16 protein-coding genes are annotated in these 20,415 nt (G+C 72.5%); 4 read left to right on the top strand and 12 right to left on the bottom strand.

Annotation, left to right across the window (positions count from 1 at the left end):
- Positions 1–20: 20 nt before the first annotated feature.
- From AB0E19_RS31015 to AB0E19_RS31005, 3 genes are read right to left on the bottom strand one after another with little or no spacing between them, the layout of a single operon-like run.
- Positions 21–935 (bottom strand): ADP-ribosylglycohydrolase family protein, encoded by a 915-nt coding sequence (locus tag AB0E19_RS31015; RefSeq protein WP_362185720.1) that lies wholly within the window; start codon positions 933–935, stop codon positions 21–23.
- Between the two features lie 12 nt (positions 936–947).
- Entirely contained in the window at positions 948–1,607 is a 660-nt protein-coding gene (locus AB0E19_RS31010; RefSeq protein ID WP_360608379.1) for a histidine phosphatase family protein, read from the bottom strand.
- Between the two features lie 33 nt (positions 1,608–1,640).
- Positions 1,641–3,257, bottom strand: coding sequence for an ATP-binding cassette domain-containing protein (locus AB0E19_RS31005; protein WP_362185716.1), 1,617 nt, complete (start codon positions 3,255–3,257; stop codon positions 1,641–1,643).
- Positions 3,258–3,347: 90 nt separating this feature from the next.
- On the opposite strand from AB0E19_RS31005, the gene AB0E19_RS31000 reads away from it, so the two are divergent.
- A complete protein-coding gene (locus tag AB0E19_RS31000) occupies positions 3,348–4,055 on the top strand; it encodes a TetR/AcrR family transcriptional regulator (protein WP_362185712.1) in 708 nt (235 codons plus the stop codon).
- A gap of 4 nt (positions 4,056–4,059) precedes the next feature.
- Here the strand turns inward: AB0E19_RS31000 and AB0E19_RS30995 are convergent, their stop codons facing one another.
- Complete coding sequence (locus AB0E19_RS30995; RefSeq protein ID WP_360608373.1) at positions 4,060–4,665, bottom strand: YdbC family protein; 606 nt, start codon at positions 4,663–4,665, stop codon at positions 4,060–4,062.
- Between the two features lie 233 nt (positions 4,666–4,898).
- Here AB0E19_RS30995 and AB0E19_RS30990 point away from each other — a divergent pair, with 233 nt between their 5' ends.
- Positions 4,899–5,429: a TerD family protein gene (locus tag AB0E19_RS30990; RefSeq protein ID WP_362185708.1), complete on the top strand. Its 531-nt coding sequence runs from the start codon at positions 4,899–4,901 to the stop codon at positions 5,427–5,429.
- Between the two features lie 81 nt (positions 5,430–5,510).
- Here the strand turns inward: AB0E19_RS30990 and AB0E19_RS30985 are convergent, their stop codons facing one another.
- Positions 5,511–8,408 (bottom strand): vitamin B12-dependent ribonucleotide reductase, encoded by a 2,898-nt coding sequence (locus AB0E19_RS30985; RefSeq protein ID WP_362185705.1) that lies wholly within the window; start codon positions 8,406–8,408, stop codon positions 5,511–5,513.
- 174 nt (positions 8,409–8,582) lie between these two features.
- Entirely contained in the window at positions 8,583–9,089 is a 507-nt protein-coding gene (gene nrdR, locus AB0E19_RS30980; protein WP_030495087.1) for a transcriptional regulator NrdR, read from the bottom strand.
- A gap of 435 nt (positions 9,090–9,524) precedes the next feature.
- Between nrdR and lexA the strand changes: the two genes are divergently transcribed.
- Positions 9,525–10,313, top strand: coding sequence for a transcriptional repressor LexA (gene lexA, locus AB0E19_RS30975; protein WP_031010805.1), 789 nt, complete (start codon positions 9,525–9,527; stop codon positions 10,311–10,313).
- Positions 10,314–10,446: 133 nt separating this feature from the next.
- Here lexA and AB0E19_RS30970 read toward each other — a convergent pair whose 3' ends face one another.
- The 5 genes from AB0E19_RS30970 to AB0E19_RS30950 form a co-directional block, all read right to left on the bottom strand.
- Positions 10,447–12,420, bottom strand: a complete 1,974-nt coding sequence (locus tag AB0E19_RS30970; RefSeq protein WP_360608367.1) for an ATP-dependent DNA helicase — start codon at positions 12,418–12,420, stop codon at positions 10,447–10,449.
- Positions 12,421–12,470: 50 nt separating this feature from the next.
- Positions 12,471–14,354, bottom strand: coding sequence for an IucA/IucC family siderophore biosynthesis protein (locus tag AB0E19_RS30965; RefSeq protein WP_362185699.1), 1,884 nt, complete (start codon positions 14,352–14,354; stop codon positions 12,471–12,473).
- Positions 14,355–14,405: 51 nt separating this feature from the next.
- Entirely contained in the window at positions 14,406–15,194 is a 789-nt protein-coding gene (locus tag AB0E19_RS30960) for a GNAT family N-acetyltransferase (RefSeq protein ID WP_362185893.1), read from the bottom strand.
- Positions 15,195–15,394: 200 nt separating this feature from the next.
- Positions 15,395–17,230, bottom strand: a complete 1,836-nt coding sequence (locus AB0E19_RS30955; RefSeq protein WP_362185890.1) for an IucA/IucC family protein — start codon at positions 17,228–17,230, stop codon at positions 15,395–15,397.
- A gap of 80 nt (positions 17,231–17,310) precedes the next feature.
- Entirely contained in the window at positions 17,311–18,654 is a 1,344-nt protein-coding gene (locus AB0E19_RS30950; protein WP_362185887.1) for a diaminobutyrate--2-oxoglutarate transaminase family protein, read from the bottom strand.
- Positions 18,655–19,064: 410 nt separating this feature from the next.
- Between AB0E19_RS30950 and AB0E19_RS30945 the strand changes: the two genes are divergently transcribed.
- Entirely contained in the window at positions 19,065–20,243 is a 1,179-nt protein-coding gene (locus AB0E19_RS30945) for a hypothetical protein (protein WP_362185696.1), read from the top strand.
- Positions 20,244–20,252: 9 nt separating this feature from the next.
- Here AB0E19_RS30945 and AB0E19_RS30940 read toward each other — a convergent pair.
- Positions 20,253–20,415, bottom strand: a 163-nt coding sequence (locus AB0E19_RS30940; RefSeq protein WP_362185883.1) for a proprotein convertase P-domain-containing protein, incomplete at its 5' end; no start/stop codon positions are given.

The raw sequence follows: 20,415 nt of genomic DNA, 5'->3' as shown, positions 1-20,415 counted from the left end.
GGTCCGGACCCCCGTCGCGTTCAGCTCCGGGCCGTCCCCCGCGGAACCCAGGCGGGAAGGTCCTCGGTCCGCTCCAGCCAGTCGGCCGGGGGCGCGCCTCCGGCGGCGGACGCCACCACCCCTCCGGCGATGGCGCAGGTCGTGTCGACGTCCCCGCCGACCTGGGCCGTCGTCCAGAACGTCGTCTCGAAGTCGCCCAGGCCTCGGGCCGCCGACCAGAGGGCGAACGGCACCGTGTCGTGGGCGCTGGTGCGCCGCCCGCTGCCGAGTACGGCGGCGACGGTCCCGGCGTCGCCGTAGTCCAGCATGTCCCGGGCCCGGCGCAGCCCCGCGCCGACCGCGCTGCGCGGGACCAGGGCGACGACCCCGTCGAGCAGCGCCTCCGGCGTGGGGGGACCGGCCGGATCGGCGGCGAGGGCGGCCGCCGCGGCGACGGCCATGGCGCCGACCACGGCCTCGCGGTGCTGGTGGGTGGGGTAGGCGGAGATCTCGGCCTGGTGGGTGGCCTGTTCGGGGTCGTCGGCGTACCAGGCGCCGAGCGGGGCGATGCGCATCGCGGCGCCGTTGCCCCAGGATCCCTGGCCGTTGAAGAGGGCCGCGGACAGCTCGCGCCAGTCGCCGCCTTCCCTGATCAGCCGGAGCATCCGGTTGACGGCGGGGCCGTATCCGCGGTCGAAGTCGTGGTGGTCGGCGAAGGAGGCGGCCAGGGCGTCCTGGTCGATGCGGTCGTGTCGGGCGAGGACGGCCAGGACGGAGCAGGCCATCTCCGTGTCGTCGGTCCACTGCCAGGAACCCGGCGGCAGTTCGCGCCGCTTCAGCAGGGGGTAGTGCGCGGGGACGAAGAACTGGGAGCCCAGTGCGTCCCCCACGGCCAGTCCGCGCAGACTGGCGAGGGCGCGGTCGAAGCGCCGGTCGAATGAGGAGTCAGCGGTCATCGGTGCGCCACTCTATCCGGTGGGACCGTACGGTTCCGGGGTACACCAGCGTTCGAACGGGCGGTCAAGCCGGTAGCGTCCGCCCTCCCCGAGCGTCAGGACCCGGGTCTCCGCGTTGCCCGGGTTGGACAGCGATTCGAAGTCGGCCACGCTCCAGTGGAACCACCGCATGCAGAAGAGACGCATGGTCAGTCCATGGGTGACGAGCAGGACGTTCGGCGGATGGTCGGGGGCCTCGAAGCTGCGGTAGAGGCTCTCCAGGAACGCCCCGACCCGGTCGTACACATCGGCTCCGGACTCCCCCTGCGCGAAGCGGTAGAAGAAGTGGCCGTAGGCGTCCCGGTAGACCTTCTGGAGGCGTACGTCCTCCCGGTCCTGCCAGTTGCCCCAGTCCTGCTCCCGCAGCCGGGGCTCCTCGCGGATCCTGACCTGGCCCGGTGGCAGCCGGAAGGCCTGCAGGGTCTCGTGGGTGCGGCGGTAGGGCGAGACGTACACGCTGACCGCCTCGTCGCCGAAGAGCTCGCGCAGCCGCTCCCCCGTCGCCTCCGCCTGCCGACGGCCGGTCGCGGTGAGCCGGAGGGCGTGGTCGGGCTCCCGTTCGTAGACGGTGTCGTCGACGTTGCCTTCGGACTCCCCGTGCCGGACGAGGACGATGCGCCGCGGTCGTGCCATGGTCCGACCCTAGAGGGAGCCGCCCCGTTCGGCTCAATCGAGGAGTCGCCCGGAGTCCATCCGGCGTATCCGCCCGGTGAACCGGCGCCGCAGTTCGCGGTCGTGCGAGACCACCACGACGGCGCCGGGCCACTCCTCCAGGGCCTGTTCCAGCTCCTCGACCAGGCCGAGGGCGAGGTGGTTGGCGGGCTCGTCGAGGAGCAGCAGGTCCGCGGGGCGGGCGAGCAGCCTGGCGAGGGCGAGCCTGCGCAGCTGTCCCGTCGAGAGGCCTCCCACCGGCACGGTGAGGTCGTCGGGCCGGAACAGTCCGTACGACAGGAGCCGTTCGGTCAGGCCCTCCTCGTCGAGCCCGAGCCCCAGCCCGTGGCCGAAGGCGGTGAGCAACGTCTCGACCGGCCGCGGGACGGTGACCTCCTGGGCCAGGAAGCCGGTCCGGCCGCGGCGGCGCACCTCTCCCCGGTCGGGGCGGAGGGCCCCTGCCATCACGCGGAGCAGGGTGGACTTGCCCGCGCCGTTGCCCCCGTGGACGAGGAGCCGTTCGCCCGCCCGGAGGGTGAGGGTGTCGACCGCGAGCCGCTCACCGACCCGGATCCCGTCCAGGGCGAGCAGTTCGCCCTGGACGGCGCCCGCCTCGGGCCGTGCGGTGAAGGCGAGGGGCGGGGCCGGTTCGGACACCGGGTCCTCCCTGAGGCGGCGGAGCCTCTCCCGGGCGTTGCGGACGCGTCCCGAGACGGATGCCTGGACGCGTCCGCCGGCCCGGTCGTAGGCCATCTTGTTGTTGTCCTTCATGACGCGGCCCGCCGCGACGGCGTGGGCCGTGCCCTCCGCGTACGCCTCCAGGCGCTCGGTCTCGGCGCGCCATTCCCCGTACTCCTGACGGCGGCGCCGGCGGGTGGCCTCGCGGGCGGCGCGGAAGCCCGCGTACCCCTCGCCGTGGCGGACGAGGCTCCGCAAATCGGTGTCGACCTCGACGAGGGCGGTGGTGACACGCTCCAGGAAGACGCGGTCGTGGGAGACGGCGACGACGGTCCCGCGATGGCCGCGGAGGGATTCCTCCAGCCAGTCGAGGGCCGACGCGTCGAGGTGGTTGGTGGGTTCGTCGAGCAGCAGGACCTCGGGCGCGGCGGCCACGGCGACGGCGATGCCGAGCCGGGCCTGCTCGCCGCCGGAGAGGCTGCCGAGCCTGCGCTCCCGGGGGATGTGGGCGATCCCGAGGGCGTGGAGCGCCCTGTCGACGCGGGCGTCGGCCTCGTATCCGCCGCGGAGCTCGTAGGCGGTGAGCAGGTCTCCGTACGCGGCGAGGTCCTCGGCGGCCGCGTGGTCCAGGCGGGCTTCGAGGGCGCGCAGGCACGTCTCCATGGCGCGGAAATCGGCGAGGGCCGCGTCCACCGCGTCGGCGACCGTGTCCTGCGGGGGCAGCTCGGGCGTCTGGCAGACGAGCCGCAGTCCCCCGTCGGCCAGGGCGGTCACGCGACCCTCGTCCGGTGCGACGGCGCCGGCGAGGAGGTGGAGGAGGGTGGACTTTCCGGCGCCGTTCTCCCCCACGATCCCGACCCGCTCGCCCGGGCGGACGGAGAGCGAGACGCGGTCGAGGAGTATCCGCTCCCCTCGGGAGACGGTCACGTCGTGGAGCGAGATCTGTGCGGGCATGGCACCTCCCGGGAAAGAGCAAACACAACTCTTGTCGCGTTAATGGTGAGTGTGGCACACTCGGAGTCACTAACGCAACGGGAGTAGCAATTGAACGAGTCGACCGAGGACCCCGCCCCTGGCAGCCGGCGCCCCGGCGGGCGCACCGCCCGCACCCGGGCCGCCGTCCGCGACGCCGTCCTGACCGGACTGGCCGAGCACGGCTACCCCTCCCTGACCGTGGAATACCTGGCGGAACACTCGGGGGTGCACAAGACGACGCTCTACCGCCGCTGGGGAAGCGTGGAGGGCATGGTGGCCGACGCCCTCGACCTCGCCGGGGAGGACGCGTGGACACCGCCCGACACCGGCAGCCTCGCCGGTGACCTGCGCGCCCTCGCCCACGAGGTCGTCGACGGCTTCCGCGACCCGGCGGACGCCGCCGCACCCACCGCGTTCGTCGGCGCCGCCTTCCAGTCACCGCGCGCGGCCGAGGCCCTGCGCGCGTTCTACGGCGAGAGGTTCCGCCGCTGCGAGACGGTCGTGACCCGGGCGGTCGGCCGGGGCGAGGCGCCCGTCGGCACCGACGCCGGCGCCGTGGTGCGCGCGGTCTCCGCCCCGCTCTTCCTCCGCCTCTTCGTCACCCGCGAAGCCGTCGACGAAGGACTCGCGGACCAGGCGGCCGACGCGGCGCTCGCGGCCGTGACGGCGGGCGTCTTCACCGGACCGGCCGGGAGACCGGCCACCACCACGGACCCCTCCCCCGCCACCGCACCCGGCTCCGATCCCGGCCCCGACCCCGACCCCGAACAGGGCTGAACGCTCAGACGGTCCAGGTGGGTTCGAGCCGCACCACGTCGCCCGAGAGCGCGGCCACGTCGGCCTCGGTCTGCGCCCGCAGGCCGAGGCGCTCCACCCGCTCCTCGCGGTACTTGCCGTGCTCGGCGGCGGAGTTCCAGAGGGAGAGCACCAGGAACTCGTGACCGGGCGACTCCCCGAAGAGCCCTCGGAGCATGCCCGGCGACCCGGCCATCGCCGGGTTCCACACCTTCTCCTGCATCAGGGCGAAGTGCTCCACCCGCTCCTCGTGGACGCGGCAGTGCGCCACCCGCGCCACGTCCGCGTCGGCGAACTTCGGCTCGAAACCGGTCTTCACGTCGAAGCGGTGGTCGAAGAGCCTGACCTGTGCGTCCTTGTACGTACCGGACTGCGCGGCGGCCAGCCGGTCGTGCGAGCGGGCCATGAAGGAGTCGTAGAAGGCCCGGCTCTCCCAGAAGGAGAAGACGTGCGCGATCTCGGGACGGGCCCGGCTCCAGCCACCGCCCTGCCCCCGGAATCCCGGCTCCCCGAGCAGCCCCGCCCACTTCCGCTGTCCCCGCTCGAACCCTCGACGGTCCACGACGGCGCAGCGAATCCACTTGACCAGCACCGCGCCATCGTACGGCTCCGGAGAGCGCCCCGGCAGACCGTCACCACAGACGGGCGACCCGACGTGAGCTCTCGTCAGGACCCGTTTCATTCCGGCCAGTCGGACGTCGACTTCCGGCGGGTCCGCACCCCGCGGGCCGGAACGGCCGGCCCAACTGTCGTACGTGCGTGACACCATGAGGAGAGACCCGGGGCGAAGGGTCTTCACGGGGACACGGGGAAAGGGGAGGCATCGTGAGCGGACTCAGCAAGGGCGTCGGCAAGGTGGAGGTGGCGCTCAAGTGGGATCCGGCGCCGGCGGGCGCGCCCGCGCACGACCTGGATCTCGTCGCCGCCGTCTTCACCGCCGAGGACCCCCACGGCGCGCCCGCGCAGCTGGTCCACTTCGGCAAGCGCTCCCCCGACGGGACGATCACCCTCCTCCGCGACAGCCGCACGGGGCAGGGCTTCGGATACGACGAGGCGATGACGCTCGAACTGGACCGGCTGGCCGAGCGGTACACCCGTGTGGTGGTCGGCGTGGTGATACAGCAGAGCGGCGGCCGGGTGACCTTCGGCGGGACGGCCCAGGCCTCGGTCCGGGTCAGCGAGGGCTACACGGAACTGCTGACGTACGACTTCGGCGGCGCCGCCGACGCCACCGCCGCGACCGTCGTCGAATTCGTCCGCGACGCGTCGGCCGGCTGGACCTTCCGCCCCCTGCAGAGGGGCTTCGACACGGACCCGCAGTCCTTCGGCTCCCTGATGGGCACGGCGCGCGCCTGAACCGGCCAGCCCCGGGCACGCCGAAGGGGACCGGCCGTGGGCCGGTCCCCTTCGTCAGTCACGCGTCAGCCGCGGCAGGTGTCAGCTGCAGCCGCTGGTCGAGCCGCAGCCCTCGCAGATGTAGCAGGAGCCGGCGCGCTGCATCTTCGTGCCGCAGGAGAAGCAGAGCGGGGCGTCGGCGCTGATGCCGAGCTGCATCTCGACGAGCTCCGCCGAGGTGTGCGCCTGCTTCGGGGCCGGGCCCTCGGCCTTGACGACCGGGGCCGGGGCGGCGACGGCCTTCAGCGCCGTGGCGACCGGGGCGGACTGGGCCAGACCCTCGACGTCGACGTCGTCCTCGGACGGCTCGTAGGAGCCGGTCTCCAGGTGACGCTGACGCTCCTCGGCGGAGTGGATGCCGAGCGCGGAGCGGGTCTCGAAGGGCAGGAAGTCCAGCGCCAGGCGGCGGAAGATGTAGTCGACGATCGACTGCGCCATCCGCACGTCCGGGTCGTCCGTCATGCCGGCCGGCTCGAAGCGCATGTTGGTGAACTTCGAGACGTAGGTCTCCAGCGGCACGCCGTACTGCAGACCGACGGAGACGGCGATGGAGAACGCGTCCATCATGCCCGCGAGGGTCGAGCCCTGCTTCGACATCTTCAGGAAGACCTCGCCGAGACCGTCGTCCGGGTAGGAGTTGGCGGTCATGTAGCCCTCGGCACCACCGACGGTGAAGGAGGTGGTGATCCCCGGGCGGCCCTTCGGGAGGCGCTTGCGAACCGGGCGGTACTCGACGACCTTCTCGACGGCCTCGCGGATCGTCGCCTCGGACTTCGCGGTGACCTCGGCCTTCTCGTCCTCCTTCTTCTTGGCGGAGAGCGGCTGGCCGACCTTGCAGTTGTCGCGGTAGATCGCGAGCGCCTTGACGCCCATCTTCCACGCCTCGAAGTAGACCTCCTCGACGTCCTCGACCGTGGCCGTCTCCGGCAGGTTGACGGTCTTGGAGAGGGCGCCGGAGATCCAGGGCTGGATGGCGGCCATCATGCGGACGTGGCCCATCGCGGAGATGGAGCGCTCGCCCATGGCGCAGTCGAAGACCTCGTAGTGCTCGGTCTTCAGGCCCGGGGCGTCGATCACATTGCCGTGCTCGGCGATGTGGGCGACGATCGCCTCGATCTGCTCCTCCTGGTAGCCCAGGCGGCGCAGGGCCTGCGGGACGGTGCCGTTGACGATCTGCATCGAGCCGCCGCCGACGAGCTTCTTGAACTTGACCAGGGCGAGGTCGGGCTCGAGACCGGTGGTGTCGCAGGACATCGCGAGACCGATGGTGCCGGTCGGGGCGATGACCGACGCCTGCGCGTTGCGGAAGCCGTTCTTGGCGCCGAGGCGGATCACGTCCTGCCAGGCCTCCGTGGCGGCGGCCCAGATCGGCGAGTCCAGGTCGTCCATGCGGACGGCCTTGTCGTTGGCGTCGGCGTGCTGCTTCATGACGCGCTGGTGCGGCTCGGCGTTGCGGGCGTAGCCGTCGTAGGCGCCGACGACCGCGGCGAGCTCGGCGGAGCGCTTGTACGAGGTGCCGGTCATCAGGGAGCTGATGGCGCCGGCGAGGGCGCGGCCGCCCTCGGAGTCGTACGCGTGGCCGGTCGCCATCAGCAGGGCGCCGAGGTTGGCGTAGCCGATGCCGAGCTGGCGGAAGGCGCGGGTGTTCTCGCCGATCTTCTGGGTCGGGAAGTCGGCGAAGCAGATGGAGATGTCCATCGCGGTGATGACGAGCTCGACGACCTTGGCGAAGCGCTCGACGTCGAAGGACTGGTTGCCCTTGCCGTCGTCCTTGAGGAACTTCATGAGGTTCAGCGAGGCGAGGTTGCAGGACGTGTTGTCCAGGTGCATGTACTCGCTGCACGGGTTCGAGCCGTTGATGCGGCCGGACTCGGGGCAGGTGTGCCAGTGGTTGATCGTGTCGTCGTACTGGATGCCCGGGTCGGCGCAGGCCCACGCGGCCTCGGCCATCTTGCGGAAGAGCGCCTTGGCGTCGACCTCCTCGATGACCTCGCCGGTCATGCGGGCACGCAGACCGAACTGACCGCCGGACTCCACGGCCTTCATGAACTCGTCGTTCACGCGGACGGAGTTGTTGGCGTTCTGGTACTGGACGGACGTGATGTCGTCGCCGCCCAGGTCCATGTCGAAGCCCGCGTCACGGAGGGCGCGGATCTTCTCCTCCTCCTTGACCTTGGTCTCGATGAAGTTCTCGATGTCGGGGTGGTCGACGTCGAGGATGACCATCTTGGCGGCGCGGCGGGTGGCGCCACCGGACTTGATCGTTCCCGCGGAGGCGTCGGCACCGCGCATGAAGGAGACGGGGCCGGAGGCGTTGCCGCCGGAGGAGAGGAGCTCCTTGGAGGAGCGGATGCGCGAGAGGTTCAGGCCGGCGCCGGAGCCGCCCTTGAAGATCATGCCCTCTTCCTTGTACCAGTCGAGGATCGACTCCATGGAGTCGTCGACGGACAGGATGAAGCAGGCGGAGACCTGCTGGGGCTGCGGCGTGCCGACGTTGAACCAGACCGGCGAGTTGAAGCTGAAGATCTGGTGGAGGAGGGCGTAGGTGAGCTCGTGCTCGAAGATCTCCGCGTCGGCGGGCGAGGCGAAGTAGCCGTAGTCCTCGCCGGCCTTGGTGTAGGTCTTCACGATGCGGTCGATGAGCTGCTTCAGACCGGTCTCGCGCTGCGGGGTGCCGACGGCCCCGCGGAAGTACTTGCTGGTGACGATGTTGACCGCGTTCACCGACCAGAAGTCGGGGAACTCGACGCCGCGCTGCTCGAAGTTGATCGAGCCGTCGCGCCAGTTGGTCATGACGACGTCACGGCGCTCCCAGTTCACCTCGTCGTACGGATGCACGCCGGGGGTGGTGTGGATGCGCTCGATCCGCAGGCCCTTGCTCGCCGCCTTGGCTCCCTTGGTGCGGGAACCACGTGCCGGGCCGCTCGCCGTCTCTGTCATGCCGCCTCCCATATACGGGCAAAACACCCTTTGGCGCCCAGATAATCCCAGAGCACCGTCTTCTGTACTACGTTCTGTACTGCTTGACCCACGGGTGCCACACAAGTCACCCGGGGCAGGTCTGCACGGCCGCACCGCGGCCGGTCGCCGGGCCCGCGAAGGCCCGGACCGCCGTCAGTCGGCGGCGCCGGCGGGAACGGGCACCTCGGGGGTGCCGGTCCCGCCGTTCTCAGCGGGAGGCCGCACGCGGAGTTCCGCGATGGCGGCCTCGAAGTCCTCGAGTCCCTCGAAGGCCTTGTACACGGACGCGAAGCGCAGGTACGCGACGAGGTCGAGCTCCTGCAGCGGCCCGAGGATGGCCAGGCCCACGTCATGGGTGGTCAGCTCGGCGCTGCCGGTGGCGCGCACCGCCTCCTCGACCCGCTGGCCGAGCTTGGCCAGGGCGTCCTCGGTGACCGGCCGCCCCTGGCACGCCTTGCGCACGCCGGAGATGACCTTGGTGCGGCTGAAGGGCTCGGTGACGCCGGAGCGCTTGACCACCATCAGCGAACAGGTCTCCACCGTGGTGAAACGGCGGGCGCAGTCGGTGCACTGGCGGCGGCGTCGGATCGACGTGCCGTCATCGGTGGTGCGGCTGTCGACGACCCGGCTGTCGGGGTGCCTGCAGAAGGGGCAGTGCATTGGTTACGACCCTCTCCTCATGGCACGACTGAACAGCCTCGGCCGACCCGTCAAGGCCCTCGAAGCGACCACCAGCATAGGCGATGGACGGCACCCCGGCAGACCGGGGACCACTATCCCTGGGTGGCCGGTGCCATCCAACCACTAGATCTTGGGTTCAGGGGCTTGCGACACCCCCAGCGTGTCGCGGCACCCCGGAGCCGCGAACGCGACCCGCGGGTGGGAGACTGGGAGGGCGCGCCGGAGTCCGGAAACCCAGCGGCGAAGGCTACCGTAAGGGCGGGATCGACCTCCGAGGGCCCACTCCCATACACCCCCACCCGCACACGCGTAAGGCAATCTGCGGATTTTCACTCGAACGTGTGTTTGGCGCAACCTTTCGAAAGCTACTACCGTTGTGCCAGCCAGGGAGACCATTCGAGAGGGGCCGACGACGTGACCACCACCGCAGACAGCGCCACCATCACCGCCCAGGACCGCTCCCAGGGCCGACTCGAGCCGGTGCACGCCATGAACGACACAGCCATGAACGGCGAGGAGCCCGGGCGTCCCGCCCGAGCCCTCCCCGGACGGCCTCCAGGCATCAGGGCCGACAGCTCCGGTCTCACCGACCGCCAGCGCCGGGTCATCGAAGTCATCCGCGACTCGGTCCAGCGGCGGGGGTACCCGCCGTCGATGCGCGAGATCGGCCAGGCGGTGGGCCTCTCCAGCACGTCGTCGGTGGCACACCAGCTGATGGCCCTGGAGCGCAAGGGCTTCCTCCGCCGCGACCCGCACCGCCCCCGGGCGTACGAGGTCCGCGGCTCGGACCAGCCCAGCACCCAGCCCACCGACACCACCGGCAAGCCCGCGGCCTCGTACGTGCCGCTCGTCGGACGGATCGCGGCCGGCGGCCCCATCCTGGCCGAGGAGTCGGTCGAGGACGTGTTCCCCCTCCCCCGGCAGCTGGTGGGCGACGGCGAGCTCTTCGTCCTCAAGGTCGTCGGCGACTCCATGATCGAGGCCGCCATCTGCGACGGCGACTGGGTCACCGTCCGCCGCCAGCCCGTCGCGGAGAACGGCGACATCGTCGCCGCCATGCTCGACGGCGAGGCCACCGTGAAGCGCTTCAAGCGCGAGGACGGCCACGTCTGGCTGCTCCCGCACAACGCCGCGTACCAGCCCATCCCCGGCGACGAGGCGACGATCCTCGGCAAGGTGGTCGCCGTACTGCGGCGGGTCTGACCGCACCCGCCGGCTCCGACCGGGCCCCGGGACCCACTGCGCCGGTCCCGGGGCTCGCTGTACGACCCGTTCTCCTGGCTCGCCTCCGGCCCCGGCTCTCCGCCGGGGCCGGAGGCGTGTCCGCACCCCTTGCTCAGGCGCCGTCCGCCTTCGCCTTCGCGTCGATCGCCGCGAGCGACCTGCGGACCTGATTGCGGTCGGTCGTGTACCAGAAATCGGGCATCGAGGCCTTCAGATAGCTGCCGTAACGGGCGGTGGCCAGCCGCTGGTCGAGGACGGCCACCACGCCCCGGTCGCCCGTCGCACGGACCAGGCGACCGGCACCCTGGGCCATCAGCAGCGCGGCGTGCGTCGCCGCCACCGCCATGAAGCCGTTCCCCCCGGCCTCCTCGACCGCCTTCTGCCGCGCGCTCATCAGCGGGTCGTCCGGGCGCGGGAAGGGGATCTTGTCCATCACGACGAGCTGGCAGCTGGCGCCCGGCACGTCCACGCCCTGCCAGAGCGACAGGGTGCCGAAGAGGCAGGTCTTCGGGTCGGCCGCGAAGTTCTTGATCAGCTCGCCCAGGGTGTCCTCGCCCTGGAGCAGGATCGGGTACTCGGGGATACGGGTCCGCAGCTCCTCCGCCGCCAGCTGCGCCGCCCGCATCGAGGAGAAGAGACCGAGGGTGCGGCCGCCGGCCGCCTGGATCAGCTCGGTCAGCTCGTCCAGCATGTCACCGCGGTCGCCGTCCCTGGCCGGCTTGGCCAGGTGCTTGGCGACGTACATGATCCCCTGCTTCGGGTAGTCGAACGGGGAGCCGACGTCGAGGCCCTTCCAGACCGGGAGGTCGTCCCCGGTGGTGCCTTCCGGCGCGAGGCCGAGCGAGGCTCCCACGCCGTTGAAGTCGCCGCCCAGCTTGAGCGTGGCCGAGGCGAGCACCACGGAACGCTCGGTGAAGAGCTTCTCCCGCAGCAGCCCGGAGACCGAGAGCGGCGCGACCCTCAGCGAGGCGCCGAAGCGGTCGTGGCGCTCGTACCAGACGACGTCGTACTCGGAACCGTGGGTGATCCGCTCGGCGACGCCGTGCACGGTCTCCACCGAGGCCATCGCCTGCTTGCGGACCGCGTCCTCGTCCTGCACCGAGCGGTCCCGGGTGTTGCCGAGGGCGGTGATCACGGTGCGGGCCGCGTCGCGCAGCGCCGCCAGCGCGTACGCCAGGTCCTCCGGGATCTTCTCCAGGCGGCCCGGCAGGGCCAGCTCCATGACCCGCTCGAAGCCCTCCGCGGCGGTCTGGAGCTCGTCGGCGACCTTCTCGTCCACCAGCTTGGCGGCCCGGCGCACCGCCCGGTTCACCTGGCCCGGGGTGAGCTCGCCGGTGGCCACGCCGGTGACCCGGGAGACCAGCTCGTGCGCCTCGTCGACGATCAGTACCTCGTGCTGCGGCAGCACGGGGGCGCCCTCGATCGCGTCGATGGCGAGCAGGGCGTGGTTGGTGACGACGACGTCGGCGAGCTTGGCGCGCTCACGGGCCGCCTCGGCGAAGCACTCCGCCCCGTACGCGCACTTGCTCGCGCCGAGGCACTCCCGGGAGGAGACCGAGACCTGGCCCCAGGCCCGGTCGGAGACGCCGGGCGTCAGGTCGTCCCGGTCGCCGGTCTCCGTCTCGTCCGCCCAGTCGCGCAGCCGGATCAGGTCCTGGCCGAGCTTGCTCGTCGGCGCGGCCGCCTCGAAGGGATCGAAGAGGCCCTCCTCCTCGTCCTGCGGCACCCCCTCGTGGAGCCGGTGCAGGCACAGGTAGTTCGACCGGCCCTTGAGCATGGCGAACTGGGGGCGGCGGCGCAGCTGCGGGTGGAGCGCCTCGACCGTCCTCGGCAGGTCGCGCTCGACGAGCTGGCGCTGGAGCGCCAGCGTGGCCGTGGCCACCACCACTCTCTCCCCGTGCGCGAGCGCCGGCACCAGATAGCCGAGCGACTTTCCGGTGCCGGTGCCCGCCTGGACGAGCAGGTGGGAGTTGTCGTCGATGGCCTCGGCCACGGCCTCGGCCATGGTGACCTGGCCGGGGCGCTCCGTGCCGCCGACAGCGGCGACGGCGGCGTGGAGGAGGTCGGGGAGGGATGGCTTCGTCATAGCGCTCCCAGCCTACGGCTCCGCACCGACAGCGGGAGCACTCCTCCGGATCACGCGAGGGGGTTGGGGACGGTGCCGTGGACGGCGGCGTGCGGGCGGTCGGAGCGGTCGCGGTAGCCGTCCATGTGCAGCCGGTTGCGGTTGAGACAGAGCCGTTCGATCCGGGGCGTGAGCAGGTCGAAGAGCTCGAACCGGTCCTTCAGCTCGGGGAAGCGTTCCTGGTGGCGGAGGATCTCGGCGCGCACGAGGGCCCAGAAGTCCGCCTCGGGTACGTCGAGTTGCTCCTCGCACAGCGGCGCGAGGTAGCGGAAGACGCCGACGAAGAGCCCCGAATGGATGAACTGGGTGAGGAAGCCGGGCTCCTCGGTGAGCAGGACGGCACGGACGTCGTCGGGCATCGTGTCGTGCTCGGGGAGCGGGTGGGCGCTGATGTTGACGTCGTCGACGAAGTCCTTGATCGCCAGGCGGACGGGGACGTCCCGCTCGTCGTAGACGACGATCGCGTTCTCTCCGTGCGGGGAGAAGACGGTGCCGTAGCGGTAGAGGAAGTGGAGCAGCGGCGGCAGCAGGGCGGCGAAGAGGTGCCGGAGCCAGACGGCGGGGGTCAGACCGGAGCGCTCGACGAGTTCGGCGACGAAGGCACGGCCCTCGGGGTCGGTGTGGAGCAGGGCGGCGAGGGTGCGGGCGCGCTCGCCGGGCGGCAGGCGGAGGGGTTCGCGCCAGATCGCGCCGAGCAGTTCCTTGTACTGGTACGGAACTTCGGGCAGCCGGTCGTAGAGGGGGTGCTCGACGGTGACGGAGGCGACCTCGCCGAGGAGGATGACGCCGCACTCCTCGCGGAGGAAGGGGTCGGCGTCGCGCAGGGCGTGGACCCAGGCGGTGACGGCGGGGGCGGCGAGGGTGCGCTCGGTGGGGAGCCCGCGCCAGACGAGGGTGTTGAGCACGGAGAGCGGCAGCTTGACGGTGTGCCGGTCGGGGCGGCTGGTGTTGAGGAAGGTGCGGATGGACTGTTGCGGCAGGCGGAGGTCGGCGTCGGCCGGGAGCGGGACGATGGCGCCGGAGGCGATGGCGGGGGCGTAGAGCGGGAGCAGGATCTCGTCCCACTGCCAGGGGTGGACGGGGAGCAGCAGGTACGCCTCCGGGTCGAGGCCCCTGGCGGTGAGCTCGGCGCGGAAGGCGTCGAGGACGGGGGCGTCGAGTTCGCCGGCGTAAAGGCGCTCGGGGGTGGCGAGGCCCGCGACGCCGCGGTAGGCGGCGATGCGGTTGCTGACCGCGATCCACGGGAGCCGGGTGGCGCGGCGGGCTTCGGGGGCCCAGCGGGCCGCGTCGCCGGCGGAGAAGCCGATGCGGCCCTTGTTGAGGACGAGCCAGGGGTGGCCGGTCTGGTGCCCTTCGAGCTCGGCGTAGGACAGGTCGGCGAGGCGGTCCGCGGTGAGGGCGGTGTGGTCGAGGCGGGCCTCGGCGGCGAGGGTGGTGGTGAGCTCGCGGATGAGGTGGCCGAGGGTGGCGCCGTCGAGGCCGAGGAGCCCTCGGGCGCGGACGAGCAGGTCGAGGGGGTCGGTCAGCGGGCGGCCGTCGTGGGTGATCGTGCCGGGGTCGACGCGCCAGCCGCCGTAGGCGCCTCGGCGGGCGGTGAAGGCGAGGGGGGTGCCGTCGTCGAGGGCGAGGGTGTACCGGCCGGGGGCGTCGGGGCCGGCCGCGACGGGTTCCAGGATCTCCTCGTAGGCGAACTCGCCGAGGGCCTTGGCGAGCGTGCGGGCGCCCGCGCGGGCCCAGGCGGTGGGGTTGAGCTCGGGGGGCGCGAGCAGTTCGGGGGCCGGGGCGGCGGTCGCCGCGGGTCGTCCGGAGTCGTGGGGTGCTGGGGACGTCGTCACATGGACTCCTCGAAGGGGGAACCGCTGTGGGTCGAGCGGTGTATCAGTCGAGCGGTGCATCAGGGGCAGGGGCTGTTCACGGAACGCGGGTGTTCACGGAACCGTGGGTGTTCACAGAACGTGACGGAGGGACCGGTCACGGATCATGAGCGCGGCCCGCTTGTCGGGGAGGTCGATCTCCGCCGCGTAGCGGAAGCCGGCGCCGAGGAAGGCCGCGACGGAGGGGGTGTTGCGGATGTCGGGTTCGGCGACGACGCGGGTGCACCGGGGACGGTGGTCGAGGACGAGGTCGGCGACGGCCCGCAGCAGTGCGGTGCCGACGCCGCGGCCGCGGTCCGCGACGCCGCCGAGGAGGAGATGGATGCCCGTGTCGTGCGGGAGGGCCGGGTAGGCGCGGGCGAGCGGGTCGAGGTCGGCCCGGTAGATCTCGAAGTAGCTCATCGGGGTGGAGTCGAGGACGCCGAGGCAGGGGACGCTGCGGCCGTCGCCTTCGAGCTGGGCGCGGACGTGGTCGGCGGTGACGGTGTCGGGCCCGGCGAGTTCCCAGAAGGCGGCGACGGCGGGGTCGTTCATCCAGCGGGTGAGCAGGGGCAGGTCGTGTGCCGGGCGGACGGGGACGAGGCGGAAGGCGCCGAAGCGGGTGGCCGCCGGGGCCCAGGAGGCGACCGAGTCGAGCGGATGGCCGCCGGGGCGACCGACTGCGGCGGTGGCGGGGTCGCCCGTACCGACGCCGGGTCCGGTGCCGGTGCCGTGTCCGACGCCGGGTCCGGTGACCGTGCCGCGTCCGACGACGGCGCCGGGTTCGGAGCGGGTGTCGGGTTCGGAGCCGGTGACGGGTCGGTCTCCCGCGAGGAGGGCCAGGAGGTCGTCGACGCGGAGGTCGAGGGTGTCGTCGGACATCGGCGTACCCGCCGGACCGCCGGTCGGGAGACCGGGCCGTTCGGCCGGTGGCTGGTCGGTGGCCGGGGTGCCGGCGTCGTGTCTGTGGTCCGGGTGTATGGACATGCGGCGGGTCTTCCCTGGGTCGGGGGCGCCCCCTCGGTGGGTGGTCGGGGGACGCGCCGGTGGACGGGGCGGCGACGGGCGGGCCGCCGGGGCGTTCAGGCGCGGAGGGGGTTGGTGATCGTGACGTAGACGGACTGGGTGTCGACGGGGCCGACGAGCTCGTCGAGGCCGTGGAGGCGGGTGAGGAGGTTGGCCTTGCTGCGCAGGGTGGCCGCTTCGAGGAGGCGGTGCGGGAGCGGCGATCCGAGGCCGGTGGCGGAGGTGAGGAAGGAGCGGAAGGCGGCGAGGAGGATCCGCTCGTCGGCGAGGTGCTGGGCGCCGAAGGCGCCGATCAGACCGAGGACGTTGTTGATGCCGAGGTAGTAGGCGAAGCGCTCGTCCGTGACCTGGTCGGAGACGAAGGTGTCGCTGTGGGCGCCGATGCCGGGGAGGCGGCTCTCCAGCTCGGCCCGGTGGGACTCGCGGAAGTAGTAGCCCTGGTTGTCGCGGTAGCGTCCGCCGGCCGGCCAGCCGTCGGGGTCGAGGAGGACGAGGGTGTTCTGCTGGTGGGCCTCCAGCGCGATGCCGGCGTGGCCGTCGAGCCAGAGGACGGGGCGGACGACCTGGTCGAGGTAGCGCAGGAACCACTCGGCGGAGACCGCGGCGACGGGACGGCCGGTACGCCCGGCGAGGCGGTGGACGAGGTCGGCGAGGCGGGAGCCCATGCCGGTGGCCCCGGGCCGGGGGCGGGGCGCGGTGAGGGCCGCGAGGCAGACGGCGTCGTCGCCGGGGCCGAAGGGGTTGTGCCGGATCATCAGGTCGAGCCCGGGGACGGGGGTCCCGTCGGGGGCGTCGACGGCGAGCCAGGCGGGGTCGCGGACGATGTCGAAGCCGGGGTGGGCGGCCTGCCACTCGTCGACGAGGCCGGTGCGCAGCAGGCGGTGGACCTCGACGCCCCGGTGGAGTTCCTTGCGGAGGTTCTCGCGGCGGGAGTTGGTGATGCGCAGGCCGAGGGAGAGCTTGAGCATGGCGCGGGCGCCGGGGCGGTGGACGGTCCGGACCGAAGAGGTGGGGTGCCAGTGGCTCCCGTGGGACCCCAGGTCGTGGAGGAGGCCCTGGTCGAGGAGGTCGCGGATGTCGGCGCGGTGGAGGAGTTCGCGGGCCTGCCAGGGGTGCAGGGGCAGGGGGGCGGTGCCGGCGGGGTGGGCGAGGCCTTCGGCGAGGCCGGCGGCGAGCTGCTCGGCGGTGACGGGGCGTCCCTGCTCGGTCCAGGCGGAGTCGGAGGCGAGGAGGGTGTGGTCGACGGCGAACCAGTGGAGGGGGAAGGCGCCGTGGAGTTCGGGCGAGTAGAGGCGGGACTCGGCCTCGGAGAGGCCCTCCCGGCTCTTGGGGGTGGGGTGGAGGGGGTGGCCGAGGAGGAGGGACTGCTCGGCGGCGAGGAAGAGGTCGGCGTCGGGATGGGGCCGGGGGTCGCCGCGGCGGGCGGCGAGGAAGACGGCGGTGCGGCGGGCGGAGTCGGCGACGCGGCCGACGAGTTCGGTGGCCTCGGGGCGGCCGGTCTCGCGGCTGAGGAGGGCGGCGAGGGTGACGGCGTCGACGGCCGGGGCCGTGGACGGGAGGCCTTCCAGGGTGGGGGTGCCGAAGCGGTGCCAGCCGGTGGGCGACCAGTAGGCGACGGGGACGAGGAGGGCGGTGCCGCTGGCGCCGAGGGGGACGCGGAGGGTCGCGGTGTCCGGGGCGGGGAGGTTCTTCTCCCGGACCCAGCAGCGGAGGAGGTTCTCCAGGGCGGCGGCGTCGGCGGCCCGCTGCGGGTTCGGGTCGTCGAGCGGGTCGGCGGCGGGGGCGGCGGAGCGGTCGCCGGCCGGCGCTTCCCCGGGGCGGGACGGCCGGAGGGGGGCGGGGCCGGTGTGCTGGCGCGGGACCGTGGATTCCTCGGCGTCGGGCTCGGTCATGGTCGCGGTCGCGGTCAGCTGGGAGGTGGGGGTGGCGTTCACGCGGGTTTCCTTGGGGAGGGGGCCGGGGGCGGTCCGGGTCAGTGGGACGGTCCGGGGGCGGGCCGGTGGGGGGCGGCCGGCCGGGGGACGTGGGCGCGTTCGGCGGCGGCGAGGGCGTCGGCGAAGCGGTCGAGGACGGCGGTGGCCTGCTCGTCGGTGAGGGTGAGCGGGGGAAGGAGGCGCACGACGGCGGAGTGGCGGCCGCCGAGCTCGACGATGAGTCCGCGGGCGAGGCATTCCTCCCGGACGGCTCGGGCGAGGACGGGGGCGGCGGGCGGGACGGTGTCGTCGGGTCCCGCGGCCTCGGGGTCGACGAGCTCGACGCCGATCATGAGGCCGCGGCCGCGGACGTCGCCGACGCAGGGGTGGGCGGCCTGGAGGCCCTGGAGGCGGCCGAGCATGTGGGCGCCGAGGGTGGCGGCCCGGTCGGCGAGCCTGTTCTCGCGGACGTACGCGAGGGTGGCGGTGCCGGCGGCCATGGCGAGCTGGTTGCCCCGGAAGGTGCCGGCGTGGGCGCCCGGCTCCCAGGCGTCGAGCCCGGAGCGGTAGACGACGACCGCGAGCGGGAGGGAGCCGCCGATGGCCTTGGACAGGACCATCACGTCGGGGACGACTCCGCTGTGCTCGACGGCCCAGAAGGCTCCGGTGCGCCCGACGCCGGTCTGGACCTCGTCGACGACGAGGGGGATGGAGTGCCGGGCGGTGATGATCCGCATGCGGCGCAGCCAGGCGTCGGGGGCGGGGAGGACTCCGCCCTCGCCCTGGACGGCCTCCACGATCATCCCGGCGGGGGTGGTGACACCGCTCTTGGGGTCGTCGAGGAGGGACTCGGTCCAGCGGGCGGAGAGCTCGGCGCCGCGCTCGCCGCCGACGCCGTAGGGGCAGCGGTACGCCTGCGGGTACGGGAGGCGGGTGACGCGGACGTCCTCGGCGCCGCCGGAGACGGCGAGGGCCCCGGCGGTCATTCCGTGGTAGGCGCCGGTGAAGGCGAACAGGCCGCGGCGCCCGGTGGCGGTGCGGACCAGCTTGAGGGCGGCCTCGACGGCGTCGGTGCCGGCGGGGCCGCAGAACTGGACGCGGGCGTCGGCGGCGAGCTCCGGGGGGAGGGTGGCGAAGAGCTCGGAGGTGAAGGCGTCCTTGACGGGGGTCGCGAGGTCGAGGACGTGGAGGGGGGCGCCGGATTCGAGGACCTTGCGGATGGCTTCGAGGACGACCGGGTGGTTGTGGCCGAGCGCGAGGGTTCCGGCGCCGGAGAGGCAGTCGAGGTAGCGGCGGCCGTCGGCACCCTCGATGGTCAGGCCGCGGGCCCGGACCGGGACGATCGGGAGCGAGCGGGCGTAGGTGCGGGCGGCGGACTCGCGCTGGGCCTGCCGTCGCAGGATCGCCTCGTACCCGCCTCCCGGCGCCGTCCCGTACCCCCGCCGGGTGGGGGCGGTGGCTGAAGCTGATTCGGTAACGGCCACGGCTCGGTGTCCTCCCGCGATAACGGTTGCGTTGCACATCGTCGGGGCGTCCGGGCGTGCTCAAAGGCCGCTCCGAGCGCCGCCGTTGTGTCCCCCGTCCGTACCAACGACGGGAACTGCCGGGGAACACGGGCCGGAGGCAAGATCCTTGGCGTGTCCCGGATCACGGCATGACAACGGCCGCACCGGCTCCGGAACCGCCGGCGGGGCGCGTACCGTCCCCTCCGGCACCGGCATAGTGGGGGCGGTCGTTCCCACGTCCGGTCGGACGAGAGTGCGACCGATGCCCAGAAATGCACCAGTTGACGTAGTCCCAGGGGGATCACGAGATGCGATCGATTCGTCCGCTGCTGATGGCGGCGTCCGCCGTCGCGGCGCTGACGCTCACCGCGACGGCCTGTGGCCCGACCGAGGAGAACGCAGGAGACAAGCCCAGCGCGCCGGCGAGCGAGAACCCGGTCGACAAGATCAAGATTCCGGAGGACCTGAAGCAGCGGCTGAAGGACCACGGGATCGATCTCGACAAGTGGCGCGACGGCGAGTGGAAGAACTGGGACAAGGACAAGTGGCTTCGCGAGGCGAAGGACTTCGTCAACCCGATCATCGAGGACCTCTGGGACCCGGACCGGATGCGGGACGCCGAGCGCCCCGAGCCGCGCCCGGTCGAGGAGGAGGACATCTCCGGTGACGAGGGCGTCACCGACCCGACGCCGGACCCGGTGAAGGCGAAGGCGGTGCCGGCGAAGTACCACGCGAACTCGCCCGCGTCCGGCAAGGTGTTCTTCGACGGTCCCGACGGTTCGATGGTCTGCTCGGCCACCGTGGTGAAGGACCCGGCCCACCCCGGCAAGTCCAACCTGGTGTGGACGGCCGGTCACTGCGTCCACAAGGGCAAGGAGGGCGGCTGGTACCGCAACATCGCCTTCGTCCCCTCCTACAACGACGCCGCGATGGAGACCTCGGCGCTGGAGAAGGCGACGCGCGAGCAGATCGCCCCGTACGGCGTGTGGTGGGCGGACTGGGTGAAGACCTCCGACGAGTGGATCGCGCAGGGCGCCTCCACCGGCGGCGCGGGCGCCCCGTACGACTTCGCGGTCATCCAGGTCACCCCCGAGAAGGGTTCTTCCGGCAAGTCCCTGGAGGAGACGGTCGGTACGGCCCTGCCGGTCGATTTCAACGCCCCGGCGGTGCCGAAGATCAAGGCCATGACGGCCACCGGCTACCCGGCGGCGCCCCCGTTCGACGGCCAGAAGATGTTCCAGTGCGCGGACAAGCCGGGCCGGCTCTCGCTGAAGGCGGAGCAGCCGACGATGTACCGCATCGGCTGCACGATGACGGCCGGTTCGTCCGGTGGCGGCTGGGTCGCGCAGGGCCGGGACGGGAAGCCGGCGCTGGTGTCGAACACCTCGATCGGCCCGTCGACGGCCGGCTGGCTGGCGGGCCCGCGCCTCGGCCCCGAGGCCAAGGCGATCTTCGACGAGGTCAGCAAGAAGTACGCCGGCCGGTAGGCGGCGCGATCACCTGACGTAGGGGGGCGGGACCGGATCGGTCCCGCCCCCCCTTCGTACGGCAGAAAGGCGCCGGCCCCAGGAGTCGATCTTGCCGGTGTCGGCGTTGGCGTTGTCCGTCACGCGGAGCTTCCACGTGCCGTTGGCGACCTCGGAGGAGGCGTTCACGGTG

It is taken from the genome of Streptomyces sp. NPDC047974 (genome assembly GCF_040653375.1).
In the GTDB taxonomy this organism is placed as follows: domain Bacteria; phylum Actinomycetota; class Actinomycetes; order Streptomycetales; family Streptomycetaceae; genus Streptomyces.
This window is presented reverse-complemented; position numbering and strand designations above follow the sequence as displayed.